The 14344-nt window shown below is 40.9% G+C and carries 16 protein-coding genes, 1 tRNA gene, 1 pseudogene and 1 riboswitch; of the genes and pseudogenes, 11 read left to right on the forward strand and 7 right to left on the reverse strand.

Annotated features, from left to right (window positions below; genetic code table 11):
- Positions 1-187: 187 nt before the first annotated feature.
- The 4 genes from AR442_RS13480 to AR442_RS13495 form a co-directional block, all read right to left on the reverse strand.
- Positions 188-550, reverse strand: a complete 363-nt coding sequence (locus AR442_RS13480) for a hypothetical protein (protein WP_025649610.1) — start codon at positions 548-550, stop codon at positions 188-190.
- 602 nt (positions 551-1152) lie between these two features.
- Positions 1153-1623 carry a hypothetical protein gene (locus AR442_RS13485; RefSeq protein WP_014417483.1) on the reverse strand — a complete coding sequence of 157 codons (471 nt, stop codon included), beginning with the start codon at positions 1621-1623 and terminating at the stop codon, positions 1153-1155.
- Positions 1624-1700: 77 nt separating this feature from the next.
- On the reverse strand, positions 1701-2033 hold the full coding sequence (locus AR442_RS13490; protein ID WP_014417482.1) for an HIT domain-containing protein: 333 nt from the start codon (positions 2031-2033) through the stop codon (positions 1701-1703).
- 337 nt (positions 2034-2370) lie between these two features.
- The gene (locus AR442_RS13495; RefSeq protein WP_014417481.1) at positions 2371-3120 is read right to left on the reverse strand and encodes an alpha/beta fold hydrolase; all 750 of its coding nucleotides are present in this window, start codon (positions 3118-3120) and stop codon (positions 2371-2373) included.
- A 947-nt stretch (positions 3121-4067) separates the two neighbouring features.
- Between AR442_RS13495 and AR442_RS13500 the strand changes: the two genes are divergently transcribed.
- The 5 genes and pseudogenes from AR442_RS13500 to AR442_RS13520 all read left to right on the forward strand — a co-directional run bounded on the left by AR442_RS13500 (position 4068) and on the right by AR442_RS13520 (position 7665).
- The gene (locus tag AR442_RS13500; RefSeq protein WP_014417479.1) at positions 4068-5846 is read left to right on the forward strand and encodes a T7SS effector LXG polymorphic toxin; all 1779 of its coding nucleotides are present in this window, start codon (positions 4068-4070) and stop codon (positions 5844-5846) included.
- 11 nt (positions 5847-5857) lie between these two features.
- Complete coding sequence (locus AR442_RS13505; RefSeq protein ID WP_014417478.1) at positions 5858-6250, forward strand: CDI toxin immunity protein; 393 nt, start codon at positions 5858-5860, stop codon at positions 6248-6250.
- 33 nt (positions 6251-6283) lie between these two features.
- Positions 6284-6591, forward strand: a pseudogene (locus AR442_RS20070) (hypothetical protein).
- Between the two features lie 52 nt (positions 6592-6643).
- Positions 6644-6943 (forward strand): contact-dependent growth inhibition system immunity protein, encoded by a 300-nt coding sequence (locus tag AR442_RS13515; RefSeq protein ID WP_014417475.1) that lies wholly within the window; start codon positions 6644-6646, stop codon positions 6941-6943.
- Positions 6944-7308: 365 nt separating this feature from the next.
- Complete coding sequence (locus AR442_RS13520; RefSeq protein WP_014417474.1) at positions 7309-7665, forward strand: hypothetical protein; 357 nt, start codon at positions 7309-7311, stop codon at positions 7663-7665.
- Positions 7666-7909: 244 nt separating this feature from the next.
- On the opposite strand, the gene AR442_RS13525 is transcribed toward AR442_RS13520, so the two are convergent.
- From AR442_RS13525 to AR442_RS13535, 3 genes are all read right to left on the reverse strand, one after another.
- Positions 7910-7982 (reverse strand) — tRNA-Val (locus AR442_RS13525).
- A 139-nt stretch (positions 7983-8121) separates the two neighbouring features.
- On the reverse strand, positions 8122-9297 hold the full coding sequence (gene metC, locus AR442_RS13530) for a cystathionine beta-lyase (protein ID WP_014417447.1): 1176 nt from the start codon (positions 9295-9297) through the stop codon (positions 8122-8124).
- Positions 9290-10411, reverse strand: a complete 1122-nt coding sequence (locus AR442_RS13535; protein ID WP_014417446.1) for a methionine biosynthesis PLP-dependent protein — start codon at positions 10409-10411, stop codon at positions 9290-9292. Before AR442_RS13535 ends, metC begins: the two co-directional genes overlap by 8 nt.
- Before the next feature lie 69 nt (positions 10412-10480).
- A riboswitch (SAM riboswitch) is annotated at positions 10481-10606 on the reverse strand.
- 174 nt (positions 10607-10780) lie between these two features.
- Here AR442_RS13535 and AR442_RS13540 point away from each other — a divergent pair.
- The 6 genes from AR442_RS13540 to AR442_RS13565 all read left to right on the forward strand — a co-directional run bounded on the left by AR442_RS13540 (position 10781) and on the right by AR442_RS13565 (position 14326).
- Positions 10781-11503 (forward strand): esterase family protein, encoded by a 723-nt coding sequence (locus AR442_RS13540; protein ID WP_014417445.1) that lies wholly within the window; start codon positions 10781-10783, stop codon positions 11501-11503.
- Between the two features lie 25 nt (positions 11504-11528).
- Complete coding sequence (locus tag AR442_RS13545) at positions 11529-12044, forward strand: YjcG family protein (RefSeq protein ID WP_003154969.1); 516 nt, start codon at positions 11529-11531, stop codon at positions 12042-12044.
- Between the two features lie 5 nt (positions 12045-12049).
- Complete coding sequence (locus AR442_RS13550; RefSeq protein ID WP_014417444.1) at positions 12050-12481, forward strand: GNAT family N-acetyltransferase; 432 nt, start codon at positions 12050-12052, stop codon at positions 12479-12481.
- Between the two features lie 158 nt (positions 12482-12639).
- The gene (locus AR442_RS13555) at positions 12640-12873 is read left to right on the forward strand and encodes an AbrB/MazE/SpoVT family DNA-binding domain-containing protein (RefSeq protein WP_007409078.1); all 234 of its coding nucleotides are present in this window, start codon (positions 12640-12642) and stop codon (positions 12871-12873) included.
- Positions 12874-13611 carry an ABC transporter ATP-binding protein gene (locus AR442_RS13560; RefSeq protein ID WP_014417443.1) on the forward strand — a complete coding sequence of 246 codons (738 nt, stop codon included), beginning with the start codon at positions 12874-12876 and terminating at the stop codon, positions 13609-13611.
- Entirely contained in the window at positions 13604-14326 is a 723-nt protein-coding gene (locus AR442_RS13565) for an ABC transporter permease (protein ID WP_014417442.1), read from the forward strand. The genes AR442_RS13560 and AR442_RS13565 overlap by 8 nt, the downstream gene beginning before the upstream one ends.
- The last annotated feature ends 18 nt before the right edge of the window (positions 14327-14344 follow it).

A 14344-nucleotide genomic window follows, 5' to 3' on the forward strand; every position in this document is an offset into this window, starting at 1 on the left:
GTTTCCAAAAAAAATTTCCCATACTGCACCCAAATTTCGGATGAAAGCCTTCGGAGATTCATGAAACTGCGTTTGATCAATTCACATTCGTAGTTTGAATTCTCCTCCTCTCCGCCGTGTAAGTCGCGCATCCGTAAACATCCGGCCGCCGCTCCCGTTAGTAATACCGCTGATAGAATTTTCCTTGTTATTGCTTCCCCTGTTTTTTGTATTCTGCGATTTCCTTAGGGGTAGCCTTCCGCACTCCGTCTGCGTCTGTCCTGTTTGCCACTTGAACGCCTTCCATGTTTTTTATCTCGCTGACTATTCCCAAATGCTCTAAATACACATGATCACCAATCTTGAAACGATTCTGTTTGGCCCGCTCCTCGGTCATGCTCCTGTATTCAGTCGCGGCTTTCATTTTTAATTCAGCCAGACACATTTGACAAAGTGTTACTGTTACAGAATTGCCGTTAAAATCAGTAAACGAAACCGATCTGACAGATTCCTTTTCCGGGTGCATCGTGCATGTTTTCTTCATAGGTGATAGCCGTGTAAATTCAATCATTCCGCTTCCTCCTCAAAAAAAGTCTTTTCGTCCCTCTCACATAACTCCGGATGAACGGGAAGTTCCATACACTCGCATTCGAACTGTCACGACACCGCCATCTGACGGATTTTCATACATCCTTCATAGCTGCAAGCCTATATTCCTTTATATTCCCAATGCTTGCCGCACTTCCCTGTTAGGATGAAATTTCTAAAGCTGTTGACCAGTTTCCACATGTTGGTTCCATGCGAAAAGCCGTATCCCAATTCATACGGGTGAATTTCAGCCCTCTCATATGTGTGTATGCTTTGTAAAGGAGGTGCATCACATGATGTTCTAACAACCGATTCAACCTGAACAAAGTGATTTAGTCGACAAAAAGATTGCCGAGAACAAAAAGAACGGTGAATCTAAAAGTAATTGATCTTTTTGAATATGGATTGTTAGTCAACGCATATTCCAAATTAATAAGATAAATAAAAATAGACCCCCTCAAAGTTAATGGTGAGGGGGTCTTGAGTATGCGGCCGATATTTCTTTATTGAACTCCAAACGAAGAGATGCAAAAATGGATTGAAGAGGTGATGATTTTGCCGCCATGTTAATGTACAAATATTTAATTAATACTGTATCAGTTTATTCAATATGTTAATTTTACTTTGATCTTTATTACTCTTCTTTGTTCTTCTATATCCATCTAATAAAGACATATTATAAACCTTGAGGTAATCATCAATAGTCAGCAAATGATATTTGGCTCCGTCATCTTCAAAAACCCCTAGGTTATGATAATCTACATCTGCAAATGGTTTTAAATCCTCAATGTAAGCAATGCCTATTTTAGTATTAGTTTTCCTAAATTCATGCTCATGTAAATCAACCAATTTATATCCTTGCAGTTCCATAATTTTTTTAAGTTTTTCCCACTTTTCCTCTAAAAATATTAAAGGAATAAGGATGTCAATATCTTCTGGTGAAAAGTTCAACCCAGTTACCTTTTCAAGACCTAAAGAGCCATATAATAATGGGGTAATGTCTAACTCTTTATTAAGAGTTTTAGCTATATTTATAAATTCATTATACAATTTCATTTTATATCCTCAATTTTTGGCTATTTACTGCTCCTTGGAGTTTCTTTGGAATTTATTTTCACTTTAAAAGGATTCTTTTATCTCAATGGATCTCCTGAAGCTATATGCCAATGCAGATGCTTTGAATCCTGATAATCTCCTAAGTTTGTAAGCACCCTGCAAGAACCACTTTCTTTTGTCACCTTCGCTGCAACCTTTTTAATCACACCCAGCAACTCGAGTAAAAGTTCATTGTCGTCTTCTTCCAAAGTGATTAAAGAAGAGATATGTTTTTTAGGAATAGCAACAATATGCACCGGCCAAAAAGGTCTTGTATGATGATACGCCAATACATTCTCGGTTTCTAAAACTTTATTTACTTTTGTTTTTCCGCTTAATACTTCATCGCAATAAAAATCTTCTGTCATCATTAATCCCCCCCTTACTTTTTAGCGTTGATCTTCATAGTCAATATACAAATTTAACCCAATGCTCTACTTTATTTTTCACCTTTATCATTAAAATAAGAGAACCACAATAAACTTATGAACCCATCAGCTCCTATAATTGTAGATATAATGTAAGTCCAATTAAGTAAATTCATAAGCTTTCTCCTCTAAGAAATAATGTCTAAATAAAATGTTTACTCTTTATCGTATTGCTTTATAGAATTTTCCATTCCGTGCAATCCAGCCGCTTTTGATACGGTGTTTAAGGATTGCTACCTATTCTAACCAATACAAGACTGCCCTCATCTACTGCTTTTAACTAAACTAATTTTTGTATCTCTTTCAATGTATCTTTAATAATGTCAACAATAATCTGGGGTTGATCAACATGTAGACCGTGTGATGCATTCTTCACAACAATATGTTTGCTATTTGTTGATAAACGCAGAAAGTCTCTTTGAAATAGATTCCACGCAGCGAAGGATTCAGTTGTATGATAAGACTGTAAACCAGCGCTGACAACTATAAGTGGGATATCTCCTAATGATGTGCATTTGTCTATTTGTTCAAAACTATCTTGAATTTCACTTAAAGAACCTTCTACCGAAAATTGATTAAAGTAAAGAGATCTTGTTTCTTCACTGAATAGTGGTGGCATAATTTTGTTTTGATCTTCATGGCAGGAATCTAAGAGAATAACCGCTGCTACTTCTTCTGGATATGTACAAGCATATAATCTTACATTTGCTCCTCCAAATGAATGCCCTACGAGCATATATGGTGGTTTAATATTCGCATTTTGTAAAAGAGTACGAAGATTTTCAACAGACTGCTTGCTGTCTTTTGGTCTATCGTCTTTTTCACTTTTTCCTAAACCTGCTCTATCGTAGATGAAAAATTGCGCAAATTTTGAAATTTCACCTTTTATAGGGTCCCAAGAAGCAGAAGGGCATCCGTACCCTGATTCAAATATGACTGTAATGTTTTCATTTTGCCTTTCAAAAAATTCGTAATAGAGCTTAATACCACCAATATCTTGCATCTTGCCAGTATTGGTAATTTTATTCATACAAAAACCTCCAGTGTTTAATCATTAGATTTATAGGTTAAAACGGGGCATTCTGTCTCTGATTTTTTTAGTCAAATGCCATCATCTCATTCCAATAAACTCTTCTTCTCTAAAAAATACTTCTTTTAAACCCTTATCATCACTTAGAACACTATATGCTACCCTAGAAATCGAGACTCTCTATGTAATAATGGGTATTCATCTAATCTGTCATTTTTTAAGATATTAGTTAAGATATTTATCATTGTTCACATCTCTCTTTGTTAGAGTAAAGACGTGTTTAAACTTAAACCATTTGAAACACGGCATACAATGCAACTTCAGCTACAAGCAAATAAATCATATATCTAGCATAATTTAATACATCTTCATCAGTATTTTTCTCTTTTTTAAAAGTCCATGCAAATAAACCTAATACAGTTGCCACTAATGCGATTTCAATTATTGTTAATATTTACATACCTTCCTCCTAAAAAAGAACAGGGTAAATAGACTTATGTTAACTTTCATTCAATTAAGTCTCTTCAGTCAGGATTTATCTTATAAAAACTTTCCACTTCTTCATGTTCATCACATTCAATGAGTTCAAAGCTGCCCGGTACATTATACATTATTTTCCGTTAATATATCAATTCCGGTTAATAACTCACCTGCATCTTGAATTACGCCATTTTCATCTTTTACACACTACAATTCATTATCTAAAAATATGTTCCAGCCTTTTAACTGGCTTAATATTTCCAATTCATTCAAACACTGCCGAGTAATTCCTGCACTCCGGTTTCCCATCCATAAGCTCTCTTCTCAAATGCTTAATCACATAATTAAAAGGACAAAGAAGTGGGTCAAATGATTCATTTTACCATTTTAGATAGTACATTGACCTTATTCCACATTCCTCCATGGTAAAATCTTGTTGAAGTATTTCGAATGAAAGGATTATGGTCATGAAAGTTTTCGAAGCAACCACCCTCCTCGCCGCTGCCAAACAGCGTGCCGATGAATACAAAAAACTGCGCGGCCAGATGGTCAATCTGAAAAAAGCGTTTCAAGGTATGGCTGACCTCGGTGACAGCGACTTCTCAGGCCGGGGCGCCAATAACATTAAAGCTTTTTTCAAGGACCACGCCGGCGTCACAGACAGCTGGCTTGATCTGATCGATATGAAAATCGCATTTCTCACAAGCCTTCCCGGCAAAGTCGAAGATGCCGGACTTTCCGGTTCGCATGTGGAAGAATCTTTTCTGGAGCACGAGCTCACCCACGCCCTCAGTAAATCAAAGGCAATTATGGAAGGGCAAAAAAAAGACATGGGGTCCATCCTCAGAGAGATCAAAGACATCATCTCGCTCGAATTGTTTTCAACCGAAAGCACGGATCAGGAGCTTTCTTCAGCTGACAAAAAAAGAAGCGCAACAATACATAAGCTCGGCAAGCTTGACCACGATCTAACGAAAGAATACGCAGAAACCGAAGCAAACGAACAGTTCATCCAGGCCGACTTCCAGCAGCTCCAAAACGCCACGGGCAAAGGAAAAAGCGCCACGCCGCTTCATTACAATGCCAAGGCGTACCGTGAAAGTGATATTCATAAGAAAAAAGGCGAGATTGCTAGGCATTCGGATGCTTATTTGACGATTAAAAAGGAAGAAGCGAAAGAGCGGGAAATCAAGGATCTGAAGAAAAAGCTGGCCGATGGAGTCACTGATCCGGATGAATACTTAGAAATCGCCAAAAAGGTTGGCTATGAGAATCTCACCCCTGAACAGCTTGAATTTGTTTCATTTCTGGAACAGCGTAAAGCTTTCATTGATAACGGAAAAGAAGCATTGCGAATCATAGGTGATGGCGCCAAAGGTCTGCTTGTAGGTGTATACGATCTTGCCAAGGATACCGGTGAAGGAGCACTTCAACTCGGACGGAATATTGGTTGGACAATTGACAACTTAAACAAAGATCCTCAAAAAGTTCTGGATACTGTTCTGGAATACGACTATCTAGGTGTCTTTCAAAGTATGGTTGACACATTGAAGGATGATTGGGATAAAAAGATGATTCACGGCGATGCATATACACGGATGCACTATGTTACTTACTTGGGCGGAAGTCTTCTGTTATTGAAAGGCGGAAAGTCCTCTGTCTCAACAGGCTCAAAAGATCTTGCTAAAGCTGGCGGCACAATTAAGAAAGGCGGAAAGTCTGTAAAACAGTTTTACAAATCTCCTGTCAATCGGTATACTCCTGCATTAGAAGGAATCCTTCAAGATGCTGAGCATACTATTAACGTAAAAAATACACCACTCCTAAAAGGAATAGCCGATTCCACTAAAGATAGGGTACTCTTTAAATCAATCAATGGTAAGTCATCAAAAAACAAGGCAGTTAAAAAAGGCCTTTCCAAAAAATCAAGAGAAGTTGCGCTTCCAAAGGTAGACACATATGAACAAGCTAGAAATGAGGCGCTAAATCTAATTGGTGATTTAGGAATAGATTCAAAGCCTTTTATAGGTACTTTATCTAAAAGCGCAGGCTTTGGTAAAGTTACTGGCCGAATGTCTGAAGATAATAAAGTCCTTTGGAGATTAGATTATGATCCCGAAAAGGGACCTCATATAAATGTTGAGGATTATAGAAATGGAAAAGGAGATATGGCAAAGAAATATTATATACCTTTTAACGGAAACGAAGATACTTATAAATCCCTTTTAAAACATTTAAATAAATAGGAAGTGTTAATATGACCTTATACGAAGAATGTCTAGAAGCTCTTGGAGATAACAAAGAAGTCCTCACTATTTCTGAGACACGTAAATATCATGAGCATCTTGGCGAAAGTTTCCCCTTCACATCATGGGGAAGAATTAAATGGGATGAAGTAACTTATCACAGATCTATTGATTACGCTGAAGATATTGATGAATGGTTAGTTGAGAATAAAATAGATAATAAAACTGTTATTCTCCTTTGGGCTTACGGTGATTATCCAGCTGTAAAAACCAGCTTAGACAACGCCTTAAACGTAATTGATGATGTAACTGCTGTAGGTTCAGATACCTTCATGTTCAGCGAATCTGGTTATGTTATTGAATTTTTCCATGATGGAGATGTAACAATAGGAAAAGCAATATGAAAATATTAGCCCTTCTTAGTTAAGAGAATCAATATGAATTTAGAGAAAAAAATGAAAGATATATTAATTAAAAGAAAAAAACTTAATCTTAATGATGACTATGGCATTCAAAAAAGTTGGGATGAAATAATTGAAGTGCTTTCAGAAAACGAAGAAAATACAATCAGCTATCTAGAAAATTGTAATAAACAGATTTATATTGGGTCAGTGAGGTATTTGAAGATTTAGCTGAAAGTTTGCACAGTAAAGAACTTATTAATTGTTTAAAAAAATTAGATGAAAAGTGCCCTGACTTAGAAATGACAAACGATATTGATATAGCAGAAAGTTATATAGAATAACGATACGCACCATTTCTCAGATTTGAAGTTCATTTCTTGGTGGTGATAAGTAATGATTGAAATTAAAGTTTCTGATCCTGTATTTAGATTTCTCGGTGGACATTTCCACCAAGGAATAGAGTCTCCGGCAAATGCACTTGATAAATATTTAAATGAAGCATCACAAAAACTAAAAGAAAGAGATTTAATAGCACTAACTGAGTTTGTAAATAGTGATTATTCAGAAGAAGACAAGAATGAATTTATAGAGGAAGCAGCGGATGGCATATACTTTCCTGAAGATGATATAACTCCATTAGAATGGCTTAAGCAAGTCACTGAACAAATTAAAAAACACCTTAAAACAACATAGTTAGAAAAAGAGCCCTCTTATAAGAAGGGCTTCTTTTATAATTTCAATTTCACTTCTAGCTCCGCTTTCGTTTTTAGTCCGTAAATGCCGTATGTCTTCAAAACAAACATGGACTGAATCGTTCGACCGCATTTTTGATGACAGATAAATTGAAGTGGTATAAACTGCAGAAAAAGAGGGTAATAAAAAAACCCATAATAATGGACTTAATTTATATTCTTTTAATCTCATTTTATGGGATTTTTCCCATCTCTCTGATGAACAAAAAGTCGCTAAACCATATCGGCTGTATTAGATGTAGAGATGTATATTAATAAAGATGGCTCAATAGCTACTGCATATCCTTTATATAAAAAACCAAGGGAATGATTGATTTTATTATGGAATATTCATTTGAATGTAAAAGAGATCATTTAGGATACTTACGAGTAATTCTCCCCGCAGAGTTAGAATACTTTTCTGATTTCATTGAAGACATTGTTTCAGTAGATGAAGCTGATGAATACTTGAAATTGATTCAAGATGTATTGGATGGTTCTTCTGAAGAATATGAGATTCAACTAAATACAACCATTGCATATATAAAAGAAGATCAAACAGTCATAGAACACCTTTATACAGAAAATGAAAACGATAGAAGCTCCATGGAGACAGAAAAATTCAAAAAACTTATACTCGATTGGAGAGACAAGATCCCCCAAAGGTATAAGAGTGATGATTGAAACTTTAGGTCCCTTGAAATTCAAGGGACCTTTTTATTACTTAATACCGCTTCAAGTTTCACTTTGTTTTCGATCCGCAGTTACTATCTGGAGAACTCATTAGGAACCGTCTGACGAATTTTCGGTTTTCAGTGCATAATAGCTATCAATGCCATTTCCTTGCCCTTCTTACTGAAATAATGTAAGCCTCTAGAGCTGTTTCAATAAAAAGTAAAAAACCCTTGCTGCGCAAGGGTTTTGGCTATGATTCCGACTGGGCTCGAACCAGCGACCTCTACCCTGTCAAGGTAGCGCTCTCCCAGCTGAGCTACGGAATCATGATATGTATGTGTTGCTGGGTATGTTGTTGTCTCTCTGACATTTATAATTATATATCCTGATTTCTCATTCGTCAACACTTTTTTTATCTAAAATAAAAAAAAGGGCGCGTCGCAAAATTGACGGCGCCCTTTTCGTTTATGATCTCACTTGGGCGGGGGTTATTTTTTTCAATGCCTGTTCGAAGTCCCGTTCTAAATCTTCGGCGTTTTCGACTCCGACGCTCAGGCGCAGAAGGCCGTCTGTGATGCCGCGTTTCTCCCTCTCTGCTTTCGGCATGGCGGCATGCGACATGGCTGCAGGGTATGAGAGAATGGACTCGACGGCGCCGAGGCTGACGGCAAATACCGGAAGCGATACGTTTTCGACCAGCTTTTTGACGGCTTCTTTGCTTTCCAATTCAAAGGACAGGACGGCGCCCGCTCCGCTCGCTTGACGTTTATGGGTATCGGCTCCCGGGTGTCCGGCAAGGCCGGGATAGTAAACGTTTTTGACGGCGGGATGCCCGTCAAAATAGGCAGCCAGCCGCTCAGCCGTCCGGCTCGCTTTTTCCAGTCTGACCTGCAATGTTTTTAAGCCTCTCAATACGAGCCAGCAGTCCTGAACGCCGAGCACCGCTCCAAATGAATTTTGCAGCTTATACAGCTGATTGCCGAGCTCTTCATCTTTTACGGCGGCAAGGCCTGACAGCACGTCACTGTGTCCGCTCAGGAATTTTGTTGCGCTGTGAAGCACAATATCAACGCCGAGATCAAGCGGACGCTGCAGAGCAGGCGTCATGAATGTATTGTCAAGGTATGTCAGACAGCCGTGATCCTTTGCCAGTTTGACGACGCCCTTAATATCCGTGATGCCGAGCGTCGGATTTGACGGTGTTTCCATATAAATGACCTTTGTGTTCGGCTGGATATTCCGCGCCACTTCGTTGATATCCGTCATATCAACAAAGGTATGTTCGATTCCGAAACGGGACAGAACCTCAGTCACCATGCGGAATGTTCCGCCGTACACATCCTCCGTGACGAGGACATGGTCGCCTTGGGATAAGAGCAGAAATGCCGTCGAAATCGCCGCCATACCGGAGCTGAAAGCAAAACCTCTCGTTCCGCCTTCAAGACCTGCGATCGTTTCCTCAAGCGCTGTTCTTGTCGGTGTGCCCGAGCGGCTGTAGTCATATGTCCCGAATTCTTCAAATGAAGACTGATGGAATGTGGAAGCATGCTGGATCGGGACGCTGACGGCTCCGGTGGCTCCGTCTGTTTTAAATGGATTGTGCACAAGCTGGGTTTCCAGCGTCCAATTGTGATTACTCATATGATACGGCCCCCTCTTTTACTTGCTGTAATGCCTGCTTGACATCCCGCTTCAAATCTTCTGCATGTTCAATGCCCACTGAAAAACGCAGCAGACGGTTGCAGACGCCGTTTGCGATACGGATGTCTTCCGGAATGTCCATGTGCGTCTGCGTCGCGGGATATGTAATAAAGCTTTCCACCCCGCCGAGACTTTCTGCGAAACAGATCGTTTTCAGCGCCTTTAAAAACGGATTGACCCATTCCTCTTTTTGCAGCCGGAAAGACAGCATTCCGCCTTTTCCGGGATATAATACGTCGGCGATTTCTTTTTCCTGTTCTAAAAATTCTGCAAGTTCACGAGCGTTTTCTTCATGACGGCGCATTCTGAGTCCGAGTGTTTTCATCCCTCTCATTAAAAGCCACGAATCAAACGGCGAAAGAACCGCGCCGATCGCATTTTGGTGATTAAACATGATCTCGCCGAGCTCTTCATCCTTAACGACAGCCAGACCGGCAAGAAGATCATTGTGCCCGGCTAAATATTTTGTGGCGCTGTGAATGACGATGTCCGCTCCCAGTTCAAGCGGGCGCTGGAGCACCGGGGTATAAAACGTATTATCCACAATTAAAAGCAGGCCGGCTTCTTTCGTAATCCGGGCAATTTTTTCAATGTCCGCCTCCTGCATTAACGGGTTTGTCGGCGTTTCAACAAATACCGCTTTCGTGTTTTCCGTTATTTTGGAGCGTAAACAGTCTTCATCGCTGAAATCATCGTAAATAAAGCTTAAGCCGTATTTTCTCCATTCGTTTTCAAACAAACGGTACGTGCCTCCGTATAAATCGGAGGATACAATCAATTCATCCCCGCTTTTAAACAATGCCATAATGGTTTGAATGGCTGCCATTCCCGAGCTGAAGGCAAATCCTCTCGCACCGTTTTCCAACACGGCGATGGCGTCTTCGACGAGCTGGCGTGTCGGGTTTTTCGTGCGCACGTAGTCAAAACCTGTAGATTCTCCTATTCCTCTATGGCGGTAAGCGGTGGACAGATAAATCGGCGGACTGACCGTTCCCGTTGCTTCTTCGCTTCTATTTCCGATTTGGGCTAATTTTGTATCAACATGCTGCGTCATCAGTAAGCACCATCCTTTTTCAAAAATAAAAAAGCCCCCTCTTCATAAGAAGAAGGAGCTTTTCTCTTCCTCTTATCTTCCAAGCATGTGAATCGCTTGCTGGATTTAGCACCTTGGCACTTTGCCTTCCCGCGGCAAAGCAAACCGGTTGCTGAGGTTTCAAAGGGCCAGTCCCTCCACCTCTCGTGATAAGAATATTGTTTTGTATTTTCTGATTGTTCTATATTAACGCACAATAAAATGGATTTCAACAACTTTTTATTTATCTGAACTCTCGCAAGAAGTGCACCTGAAGAAAGAAATTTCTAATAATTCATGGTACAATAGGAAAAAACCATCAAGATAAGAAGCGGCCTGGAGGAATGCGATGTGGCATCAAAAAACGGAATCATTCATGAGAAAAAACTTTTCTCCCATGAGCTTGAAGAGGAAATGACCGTTTTGGTCTACCTGCCCGCCACCTACTCCCCTCTCTATAAATATCATACGGTCATCGCTCAGGACGGCCATGATTATTTCAGATTAGGAAGAATCGGGCGGCAGGCGGAAGAGCTTATGTCAACAGGGGAAATTGACCGCTGCATCATTATCGGCGTCCCTTATAAAAATGTGCGGGAGCGAAGAAACACATACCATCCAGAAGGCTCTAAGTTCGCCTCATATAAGCGGTTTATCGCAAATGAGCTCGTTCCTTTTATCGACAAAGAATACCCGACTTATCAAGTCGGATACGGCCGCACGATGATCGGGGATTCCCTCGGCGGAACCGTTTCGCTCATGACGGCGATTGACTATCCGAACATGTTTGGAAACGTCATCATGCAGTCTCCGTATGTTGACGGGCACGTGCTGGATGCCGTCCGGCAGTCGGAGGATCTCAAACAGATTTCCGTTTATCATCAAATCGGAGAAAAAGAAACCGCCGTTCACACGACGGACGGCCAGGTTCTTGATTTCACCGCGCCGAACGAAGAGCTCAAACAGCTGCTGGAAAGCAAACAGTCCGAATACACGTATGAAACCTTCGACGGGGATCATAAATGGACCTACTGGCAGCCGCTCATCACGCCGGCGCTGAAAAAAATGCTGTAACCATTCATTTAAGGAGGGAACTTTCATGAAATACGGTATTGTTTTATTTCCATCAAAAAAATTACAGGATCTCGCAAATTCGTACCGGAAACGCTACGACCCGAGCTACGCGCTCATTCCGCCGCATCTGACGGTAAGAGATCCGTTTGAAGCGACAGAACAGGAAATCGAGCAGGTCGTATCACAGCTGAGACAGACGGCGAAAGAGTCGCATCCGCTCGTTCTGAAAATCACAAAATACAGCTCGTTTTCTCCTGTGAATAATGTGATATATATGAAAGCAGAACCGACGGAGGAATTAAAATCTCTGAGTGAGAAATGCTACTCAGGAGCATTATCCGGCGAGCCGGAATACAGCTTCGTTCCGCATGTCACGGTCGGCCAGAAGCTGTCGTCAGATGAACATTCCGACGTACTCGGACAGCTGAAAATGCAGGACATTTCCCACGAAGAAGTCATCGACCGTTTTCACCTGCTCTATCAGCTGGATAACGGCTCATGGACTGTGTACGAAACATTTTTATTAGGCGGAGGAGAATAAGCTGCTTGGAATCCATCATCGCAAAAACTGAAAAACAGCTGAACGACGCTTTTTTCGTCAGAAAAGAGGTCTTTGTTAAAGAACAGCACGTTCCGGAAGAAGAAGAGATTGATCAATTCGAGGACACGTCAGAACATATAGTCATATATGACGGCGGCCAGCCGGTCGGAGCCGGCAGATGGCGCATGAAAGACGGACATGGAAAATTAGAACGCATCTGCGTGATGAAAAGCCATCGTTCTTTAGGCGTCGGAGCCATCATTATGCAGGCGCTTGAAAAAGCGGCGGCAGCCAAGGGCGCCGACAGCTTTCTCTTACATGCGCAGACGCAGGCGGTTCCGTTTTACGAAAAACAAGGCTACCGCGTCACATCCGGCGAAGAATTTCTCGATGCGGGCATCCCCCATCTGGAAATGATAAAGGAACACAAACGATAAAATCAAAAGCACCCCTGTTTATAGCAGGAGTGCTTTTTTTATGAAAATAATACTATTTCATGAATTTTATTGCATTTTATGGAAGGTTAATGTATGTTTAGTATACGAAGTATTACAATTCATACAAAAAATACAATTCATATTTCGGAGGGATAAACATGACGGCACCAAAAGGAAAACACATATTCGGGACTGTTAAAGTGGGTACAAAAGGACAGATTGTCATTCCTAAAGAAGCAAGAGATGTTTTCGATATAAATCCGGGGGACTCACTGCTTATGCTCGGGGATGACCAGCAAGGTATCGCACTTGTAAAACAAGAACTCTTTTTCGAATTTGCAAAAGATATTTTAAACGCTAAGCAAATCGATGAAGATAGCGAGGATGAGTAAATGCACGCGATTGAGCTGAAGCAATTAACGAAACATTATAAAGAAACCGCCGCCGTTGACCGTCTTGAGTTCTCAGTTGAGAAAGGGGAAGTTTTCGCTTTACTCGGTGAGAACGGAGCCGGAAAAACGACATTAATCAGTATGCTTTGCGGACTTCTTTCTCCGGATGACGGTGATGCATCAGTGCTTGGACACAGTATTTTGACTGATTTGGATAAAATAAAACCGAAATTGAATATGTCCCCGCAGGAAACAGCCATCGCTCCTCATCTAACCGTACGGGAAAACTTAGAGTTTATAGCCGGAGTCTACGGAATTCCGAAAAAAGAAGCAAAAAAAAGAACAGATGAGATGCTCGAATTGTTTCAATTAAAAGAGAAAGAAAGAGCAAAAACAAAAACATTATCAGGAGGAATGCAGCGCCGCCTCAGCATCGCAATGGGAATGATCACCAAGCCGGATATTTATTTCTTAGATGAGCCGACATTAGGGCTGGACGTCCGTTCACGCCGCGAGTTGTGGAAAAATCTTGAGGCATTAAAGGGAGACATGACGATTATATTAACGACACACTATTTAGAAGAGGCTGAAGCCCTGGCAGATCGTATTTGCATTTTAGAAAATGGGACTTTAAAAGCACTGGGCACGGCGGAGGCTCTGAAAATGCAAACTCATTCAGCCACATTTGAAGATGCCTTTTTAGCGATTTGTGACGGGGAGGCGGGTCTTTATGCTTGATTTCGCCATTCGCAACCGCAAAGAAATTTTTCGTGACCCCCTGTCTATTATCCTTGGAATCGCACTGCCTGTTATTCTATTGTTTCTGTTTACGGCGATTGAAAAAAATGCGCCGCTTGATACCTTTAAAATTCAGCACTTAGCACCCGGACTCATTGTTTTCGGTTTCGCTTTCCTTACGATGTTCTCTGCATTGCTGATCGCAAAAGACAAACAGACCGCCCTTTTGACCCGTTTGTTTGCTTCCCCTTTAAAAACAGCCGATTATGTCATCGGTTATGCACTGCCGATGCTGCCGTTAGCCATTTTACAAATCGTCATTTGTTTTATCGCAGCAGCGGCTGCCGGTTTATCCGCCGAGTGGATGAATCTTCTCGCAGGTATCGCTGTCTTGCTGCCGATTGCGATGATGTCCGTTTTCTTCGGTTTATGTTTAGGGGCTGTGTTTACGGACAAACAAATTTCAGGTATCGGAACGATTTATATTACACTCGTGCAATTTCTGGGCGGGGCTTGGATGGAGGTGAGCCTGCTCGGTGACACATTCAAACATATCGCTTATGCCTTACCGTTTATTCACTCGATCGAGCTGGCCCAGGAAGTCATATCCGGAGATTATTCTTCATTTCATCAGCATATTTGGCCGATAGCGGGATATACCGTTTTGGCGCTTGCACTTGCTTTCCTCAGTTTTATGAAAATCAGGAAGAAATAAAAAAAGCCGGCACTCCGT

The sequence above is a fragment of the Bacillus velezensis genome (assembly GCF_001461825.1).
Classification (GTDB): Bacteria; Bacillota; Bacilli; order Bacillales; family Bacillaceae; genus Bacillus; species Bacillus velezensis.

What these genes read in the sequence shown, in the direction of transcription:
- AR442_RS13480 (WP_025649610.1), bottom strand. Translation starts at nt 550, where the DNA reads ATGATTGAATTTACACGGCTATCACCTATGAAGAAAACATGCACGATG.
- AR442_RS13485 (WP_014417483.1), bottom strand. Translation starts at nt 1,623, where the DNA reads ATGAAATTGTATAATGAATTTATAAATATAGCTAAAACTCTTAATAAA.
- AR442_RS13490 (WP_014417482.1), bottom strand. Translation starts at nt 2,033, where the DNA reads ATGATGACAGAAGATTTTTATTGCGATGAAGTATTAAGCGGAAAAACA.
- AR442_RS13495 (WP_014417481.1), bottom strand. Translation starts at nt 3,120, where the DNA reads ATGAATAAAATTACCAATACTGGCAAGATGCAAGATATTGGTGGTATT.
- AR442_RS13500 (WP_014417479.1), top strand. Translation starts at nt 4,068, where the DNA reads ATGAAAGTTTTCGAAGCAACCACCCTCCTCGCCGCTGCCAAACAGCGT.
- AR442_RS13505 (WP_014417478.1), top strand. Translation starts at nt 5,858, where the DNA reads ATGACCTTATACGAAGAATGTCTAGAAGCTCTTGGAGATAACAAAGAA.
- AR442_RS13515 (WP_014417475.1), top strand. Translation starts at nt 6,644, where the DNA reads ATGATTGAAATTAAAGTTTCTGATCCTGTATTTAGATTTCTCGGTGGA.
- AR442_RS13520 (WP_014417474.1), top strand. Translation starts at nt 7,309, where the DNA reads ATGATTGATTTTATTATGGAATATTCATTTGAATGTAAAAGAGATCAT.
- metC (WP_014417447.1), bottom strand. Translation starts at nt 9,297, where the DNA reads ATGAGTAATCACAATTGGACGCTGGAAACCCAGCTTGTGCACAATCCA.
- AR442_RS13535 (WP_014417446.1), bottom strand. Translation starts at nt 10,411, where the DNA reads ATGACGCAGCATGTTGATACAAAATTAGCCCAAATCGGAAATAGAAGC.
- AR442_RS13545 (WP_003154969.1), top strand. Translation starts at nt 11,529, where the DNA reads ATGAAATACGGTATTGTTTTATTTCCATCAAAAAAATTACAGGATCTC.
- AR442_RS13555 (WP_007409078.1), top strand. Translation starts at nt 12,640, where the DNA reads ATGACGGCACCAAAAGGAAAACACATATTCGGGACTGTTAAAGTGGGT.
- AR442_RS13560 (WP_014417443.1), top strand. Translation starts at nt 12,874, where the DNA reads ATGCACGCGATTGAGCTGAAGCAATTAACGAAACATTATAAAGAAACC.
- AR442_RS13565 (WP_014417442.1), top strand. Translation starts at nt 13,604, where the DNA reads ATGCTTGATTTCGCCATTCGCAACCGCAAAGAAATTTTTCGTGACCCC.